We start from the raw sequence: 7,299 nt of genomic DNA on the forward strand, positions 1-7,299 counted from the left end.
CTGAGCCTTGAGGCCCAGCTGGAAGCGCGCGTCCTGATGATGTCGACCAACAACGTGCTGTCGCCCGCCAACGGCGCGCCGATCATCGTGCCGTCGCAGGACATGGTCCTCGGCCTCTACTACGTCACGATGGAGCGCAAGGGCATGCAGGGCGAGGGCATGGCCTTCGCCGACATCGAGGAAGTGGAGCATGCGCTCGCCGCGGGCGCCGTCCACCTGCACGCCAGGATCAAGGCCCGCCTGCGCCAGGTCGACGAGACCGGCAACGTGGTCTGGAAACGGTATGAGACCACCCCCGGCCGCCTGCGGCTCGGGAACCTGCTGCCGCTGAACGCCAAGGCGCCCTTCGAACTGGTCAACCGCCTCCTCCGCAAGAAGGACGTGCAGACTGTCATCGACACCGTCTACCGCTACTGCGGCCAGAAGGAATCGGTGATCTTCTGCGACCAGATCATGTCGCTCGGCTTCCGCGAGGCCTTCCGCGCCGGGATTTCCTTCGGCAAGGACGACATGGTGATCCCGGACTCGAAATGGACCATCGTCAACGAGGTCAAGGAGCAGGTCGCCGGCTTCGAACAGCAGTACCTCGACGGTCTGATCACCCAGGGCGAGAAGTACAACAAGGTCGTCGACGCCTGGACCAAGTGCAACGACAAGGTGACCGAGGCCATGATGGCCACGATCTCTGCCGCGCGCACGGATGAGAACGGCGCCGAGAAGGAGCCGAACTCGGTCTACATGATGGCCCACTCCGGCGCCCGGGGTTCGGTCATCCAGATGAAGCAGCTCGGCGGGATGCGCGGCCTGATGGCCAAGCCCTCGGGCGAGATCATCGAGACGCCGATCATCTCGAACTTCAAGGAAGGCCTGACCGTTCTTGAATACTTCAACTCGACCCACGGCGCCCGGAAGGGCCTGTCCGACACCGCGCTCAAGACCGCGAACTCGGGCTACCTGACCCGCCGCCTGGTCGACGTGGCGCAGGACTGCATCGTCCGCGTCCACGATTGCGGCACCGAACAGTCGATCACGGCCTCGGCCGCGGTCAACGATGGTGAGGTGATCGTGCCGATGGGCGAGCGTGTGCTGGGTCGCGTCGCGGCCGAGGACGTGATCGCGCCCGGCTCGGACGAGGTCATCGTCGCCCGGGGCGAGCTGATCGACGAACGCCGCGCCGATGCGATCAACGGTTCGGGCATCGCCGCGATCCGCATCCGCAGCCCGCTCACCTGCGAGGCCGAGGAGGGCGTCTGCGCGCTCTGCTACGGCCGCGACCTGGCGCGCGGCACGCTGGTGAACATCGGCGAGGCGGTCGGCATCATCGCCGCCCAGTCGATCGGCGAACCCGGCACGCAGCTGACCATGCGAACCTTCCACATCGGCGGTGTGGCCCAGGGTGGCCAGCAGTCGTTCCTGGAAGCGTCGCAGGAAGGCAAGATCGAGTTCCGCAACGCCAACCTGCTGAAGAACGCGGCGGGCGAGCAGATCGTGATCGGGCGCAACATGTCCATCGCCATCATCGATGATGCCGGACAGGAACGCGCGGCGCACAAGCTGACCTACGGCGCCAAGCTGCACGTCTCGGAAGGCGAGGCGGTCAAGCGTGGCACCAAGCTCTTCGAATGGGACCCCTTCACCCTGCCGATCATCGCCGAAAAGGCGGGGGTCGCGCGGTTCAAGGACCTGGTCGCGGGGATCTCGGTCCGCGAGGAAACCGACGATGCGACGGGCATGACCCAGAAGATCGTCTCGGACTGGCGTTCGGTGCCGAAAGGCGGCGACCTCAAGCCCGAGATCATCGTCATGGACCCGGCGACCGGCGATCCGGTGCGCGGCGACAACGGCAACCCGATCACCTATGCCATGTCGGTGGACGCGATCCTGTCGGTCGAGGACGGCCAGGAGTTGCGGCCCGGCGACGTGGTGGCGCGGATCCCGCGCGAGGGCGCCAAGACCAAGGACATCACCGGGGGTCTTCCCCGCGTGGCGGAACTGTTCGAGGCCCGTCGTCCGAAGGATCACGCGATCATCGCGGAAACCGACGGCTATGTCCGCTTCGGCAAGGACTACAAGTCCAAGCGCCGGATCACGGTCGAGCCGGTGGACGAGACGCTGCAGGCGGTCGAGTACATGATCCCGAAGGGCAAGCACATTCCGGTCCAGGAAGGTGACTTCGTCCAGAAGGGCGACTACATCATGGACGGCAACCCGGCTCCGCACGACATCCTGCGGATCATGGGGATCGAGGCGCTTGCCAACTACATGATCGACGAGGTGCAGGACGTCTATCGCCTGCAGGGCGTGAAGATCAACGACAAGCACATCGAAGTCATCGTTCGCCAGATGCTGCAGAAGTTCGAGATCCTCGACGGTGGCGACACCACGCTCCTGAAGGGCGAGCAGGTCGAGAAGACCGAGCTGGACGAAGAGAACGCCAAGGCGGTTGCCCGCGGCGGCCGCGAGGCCAAGGCCGAGCCGGTGCTGCTGGGGATCACCAAGGCGTCCTTGCAGACCCGCAGCTTCATCTCGGCCGCCTCCTTCCAGGAGACCACCCGCGTCCTGACCGAGGCTTCGGTCCAGGGCAAGCGCGACAAGCTGGTCGGCCTGAAGGAGAACGTCATCGTCGGCCGCCTGATCCCGGCGGGCACCGGCGGGGCGACCAGCCGCGTCAAGAAGATCGCCGCCGACCGCGACCATACCGTGATCGAGGCGCGCCGGTCCGAGGCCGAACATGCCGCGGCCCTGGCTGCCCCGATGGACGTGATGGACCTGGGCGACCAGACCGATTCGGGCCTGGTCGACACGGTCGAAAGCCGCGACTGAGGTCAGTCGCCAGATGATCCAGACCCCCGCCGGGCAACCGGCGGGGGTTTCCCTTTGCCGCGCGGCCTTCCCCTTCCGCCCTTGCCCTGCTAGGCATTGACGGACAGAGAAGGATCCCGTCTTGCACCTTTCGGAAAACCTGCGCGGAATCCTTCTGATGTGCACGTCGATGGCGGCCTTCACCATCAACGACACCTTCATGAAATCGGTGACGCAAAGCCTGCCGCTCTATCAGACCATCGCCATGCGCGGGGTGATCGCGCTGGTCGGCCTTGGCCTGCTCGCGGCCCTGACCGGCGCCTTCCGCTTCCGCCCTTCGGGTCGGGATGGGCTGCTGATCCTCCTGCGCTCGCTGGCCGATGTCGCGGCGACGATCCTGTTTCTCGAAGCCCTGCTGCGGATGCCGCTGGCGAACCTCTCGGCGATCCTGCAGGCGCTGCCGCTCCTCATCACCCTGGCGGCGGCGCTGGTCTTCGGCGACAAGATCGGCTGGCGGCGGATGACCGCGATCCTTGTCGGGCTGGTCGGCGTCCTCCTCATCATCCGCCCCGGGACCGAGGGTTTCGACCGCTGGTCGCTTCTCGGCATCGCCTCGGTCCTTTGCGTCGTGGTCCGCGACCTTGCGGTGCGGCCGATCCAGGGCGCGGTGCCCTCGGGCCTCGTGGCGCTTGGCGCGGCGGTCGCGGTCACGGCGATGGGCTGGATCGGCGCCGGGATCCAGGGCTGGAAACCCGTGTCCCCGGCCGAAGCGGCCGAAGTCCTTGCCGCCGGGCTTTTCGTGATCGTGGGCTATCTCTCCTCGGTCTCGGCGATGCGGCATGGGGACATCGGCCTTGTCGCGCCCTTCCGCTATACCTCGCTCATCTGGGCCATCGTGCTGGGCCTCCTGGTCTTCGGCGACCTGCCCGACGTCTGGACCCTGGTCGGCGCGGCCATCGTGGTCGGCGCGGGGCTTTTCACCCTCTGGCGCGAGCAGCGGCTGCGCCGCCCGTCCCGTCCCGTCCCCGCTTCCCCGGACCCGGTCACCCCAGACCCGGCCCGTTGACTCCCCCTCCGATTCCTCTTATACGCCGCCCAATCCGAATTCCGGTCGCGACCGGGACAAGGGTTCAGAGCGCTTGAAGTGGTCATGATCCGGGCTATCCGCCCCGATCCTCTGTAAATCCACCGCGGCATCCCCGGCGACGGGGGTGGTTGCGGTGTTCGTGTTTTGCGATTCGCGCAGGCACGATCGAGAAGCGGCGCCCTCCAGGCAAGGGGGCGAGTATCGAAACGAGGAACGTGAATGCCAACGATTCAACAGCTGATCCGGAAACCCCGGGAAGCGGTCGCGCGCAAGTCCAAGTCCCAGCACCTGGAATCCTGCCCGCAGAAGCGCGGGGTCTGCACCCGCGTCTACACCACCACCCCGAAGAAGCCGAACTCGGCCATGCGGAAAGTCGCCAAGGTGCGCCTGACCAACGGCTTCGAGGTCATCTCCTATATCCCCGGCGAAAAGCACAACCTTCAGGAACACTCCGTCGTCCTGATCCGTGGCGGCCGGGTCAAGGACCTTCCGGGTGTGCGCTACCACATCCTCCGCGGCGTTCTGGATACCCAGGGCGTGAAAGAGCGTCGTCAGCGTCGTTCGAAGTACGGCGCCAAGCGTCCGAAGTGAGGAGATAACAGATGTCCCGTCGTCACGCCGCCGAAAAGCGCGAAATCCTGCCCGATGCCAAGTTCGGCGACCGGGTGGTCACCAAGTTCATGAACAACCTGATGCTCGACGGCAAGAAATCCGTCGCCGAGTCCATCGTCTACGGCGCGCTTGACCGCGTCCAGACCCGGCTGAAGCGCCCCGCCGTCGAAGCCTTCCACGAGGCGCTCGACAACGTGAAGCCCTCGGTCGAGGTCCGCTCCCGCCGCGTCGGCGGTGCGACCTACCAGGTCCCCGTCGAGGTGCGCACCGAGCGCCGCGAGGCGCTGGCGATCCGCTGGCTGATCACCGCCGCCCGCAAGCGCAACGAGAACACCATGGAAGAGCGTCTGGCCGCCGAACTGGCCGACGCCGTGCAGAACCGCGGCACCGCCGTGAAGAAGCGCGAAGACACTCACAAGATGGCGGACGCGAACAAGGCGTTCAGCCATTATCGCTGGTAAGAGGACATCATGGCACGCGAATATCCGCTGAACCTCTACCGCAACTTCGGGATCATGGCCCACATCGACGCGGGCAAGACCACCACGACCGAGCGGATCCTGTTCTACACCGGCAAGAACCACAAGATGGGCGAGACGCATGATGGCGCCTCGACCATGGACTGGATGGAACAGGAACAGGAACGCGGCATCACGATCACCTCGGCCGCGACCACCACGTTCTGGGAAAAGACCTACGACGGCAAGGAACCGACCTCGCTGAAGCACCGCTTCAACATCATCGACACCCCCGGCCACGTCGACTTCACCATCGAGGTGGAGCGTTCGCTGGCGGTGCTCGACGGCGCGGTCTGCCTGCTGGACGGCAACGCCGGCGTGGAGCCGCAGACCGAAACCGTCTGGCGCCAGGCTGACCGCTATGGCGTGCCGCGGATCGTGTTCGTCAACAAGATGGACAAGATCGGCGCCGACTTCCAGAAGTGCCTGACGATGATCAAGGACCGCACCGGCGCCACCCCGGCCCCGATCGCGTTCCCGATCGGCGCGGAAGACAAGCTGGAAGGCATCGTCGACCTGATCACGATGGAAGAATGGGTCTGGGACGGCGACGACGTCGGCGCGACCTGGTCGCACCGTCCGATCCGTGACGAGCTGAAGGCCGAGGCCGAAACCCGCCGCGCCACGCTGATCGAGCTTGCCGTCGAGCAGGACGATGCCGCGATGGAAGCCTATCTCGAAGGCAACGAGCCTGACCAGGACACGCTGCGCAAGCTGATCCGCAAGGGCACGCTGGCGATGGCCTTCGTTCCGGTCCTTGGCGGCTCTGCCTTCAAGAACAAGGGCGTGCAGGCTCTGCTGAACGCCGTGGTCGACTATCTGCCCTGCCCGCTGGACGTCCCGCCCTATCTGGGCTTCGCCCCGGGCGACGAGACCGAGACCCGCAACATCGAGCGCAAGCCCGACGACGCGGAACCCTTCTCGGCCCTGGCGTTCAAGATCATGAACGACCCCTTCGTCGGCTCGCTGACCTTCACGCGCATCTACTCGGGCGTCCTGAAGAAGGGCGACCAGATGATGAACGCGACCAAGGGCAAGCGCGAGCGCGTCGGCCGCATGATGATGATGCACGCCATCCAGCGTGAGGAAATCGACGAGGCCTTCGCGGGCGACATCATCGCCCTGGCCGGTCTGAAAGAGACCACCACCGGCGACACGCTCTGCGATCCGGCCAAGCCGGTCGTGCTGGAAACCATGACCTTCCCCGATCCGGTGATCGAGATCGCGGTGGAGCCGAAGTCGAAGGCCGACCAGGAGAAGATGGGCATCGCCCTCGCTCGCCTCGCGGCCGAAGACCCGTCCTTCCGCGTCGAGACCGACCTGGAATCCGGCCAGACCATCATGAAGGGCATGGGCGAACTTCACCTCGACATCCTCGTCGACCGCATGCGGCGCGAGTTCAAGGTCGAGGCGAACATCGGCGCGCCGCAGGTGGCCTACCGCGAGACCATCTCGAACGCGCACGAGATCGACTATACCCACAAGAAGCAGACCGGCGGCACGGGCCAGTTCGCCCGCGTCAAGCTGCAGATCACCCCGACGGAACCGGGCGAAGGCTACTCGTTCGAATCCAAGATCGTCGGCGGTGCGGTGCCGAAGGAGTACATCCCCGGCGTCGAGAAGGGCATCAAGTCGGTCATGGATTCGGGTCCGCTCGCGGGCTTCCCGGTCATCGACTTCAAGGTCCAGCTGGTCGACGGCGCGTTCCACGACGTCGACTCCTCGGTCCTGGCCTTCGAGATCGCCTCGCGGGCTGCCATGCGCGAAGGCCTGAAGAAGGCCGGCGCGAAGCTTCTCGAGCCGATCATGAAGGTCGAGGTCGTGACGCCCGAGGAATATACCGGCGGCGTCATCGGCGACCTGACCTCGCGTCGGGGCATGGTGACCGGGCAGGACAGCCGCGGCAACGCCAACGTGATCAACGCGATGGTGCCGCTGGCCAACATGTTCGGCTACATCAACAACCTGCGCTCGATGACCTCGGGCCGCGCGGTGTTCACGATGCTCTTCGACCACTACGACGCGGTGCCGGAGAACATCAGCCAGGAAATCCAGAAGAAGTACGCATGACGGTGCGGCGGGCCGAAGCCCGCCCTACCACCCCGTAGGGTGCGCTACGGCGCACCGCAACCGAACCAATAGGAGAAGCCATCATGGCGAAGGCAAAGTTTGAACGGACGAAACCGCACGTTAACATCGGGACGATTGGTCACGTTGACCATGGCAAGACGACGCTGACGGCGGCGATCACCAAGTATTTCGGCGACTTCAAGGGCTATG

Annotated in this window: 6 protein-coding genes; all 6 read left to right on the forward strand. The window is 65.5% G+C overall.

Translation table 11 applies throughout. The features are described from left to right. Window positions 1-2,823 (forward strand): DNA-directed RNA polymerase subunit beta' (locus ACMUOO_RS15715; protein WP_413855703.1); only part of this gene is annotated, 2,823 nt, incomplete at its 5' end. A 121-nt stretch (window positions 2,824-2,944) separates the two neighbouring features. Further along, a complete protein-coding gene (locus tag ACMUOO_RS15720; RefSeq protein WP_413855704.1) occupies window positions 2,945-3,868 on the forward strand; it encodes a DMT family transporter in 924 nt (307 codons plus the stop codon). A gap of 240 nt (window positions 3,869-4,108) precedes the next feature. Beyond that, complete coding sequence (rpsL, locus tag ACMUOO_RS15725; RefSeq protein WP_197647097.1) at window positions 4,109-4,480, forward strand: 30S ribosomal protein S12; 372 nt, start codon at window positions 4,109-4,111, stop codon at window positions 4,478-4,480. An 11-nt stretch (window positions 4,481-4,491) separates the two neighbouring features. After that, window positions 4,492-4,962, forward strand: coding sequence for a 30S ribosomal protein S7 (gene rpsG, locus ACMUOO_RS15730; RefSeq protein ID WP_197647098.1), 471 nt, complete (start codon window positions 4,492-4,494; stop codon window positions 4,960-4,962). A gap of 9 nt (window positions 4,963-4,971) precedes the next feature. After that, complete coding sequence (fusA, locus tag ACMUOO_RS15735; RefSeq protein ID WP_413855705.1) at window positions 4,972-7,089, forward strand: elongation factor G; 2,118 nt, start codon at window positions 4,972-4,974, stop codon at window positions 7,087-7,089. An 83-nt stretch (window positions 7,090-7,172) separates the two neighbouring features. After that, window positions 7,173-7,299: GTP-binding protein (locus ACMUOO_RS15740; protein ID WP_242070362.1), on the forward strand; the 127-nt coding region annotated here is incomplete at its 3' end.

It is taken from the genome of Albidovulum sp. (assembly GCF_041919395.1).
In the GTDB taxonomy this organism is placed as follows: Bacteria; Pseudomonadota; Alphaproteobacteria; order Rhodobacterales; family Rhodobacteraceae; genus Albidovulum.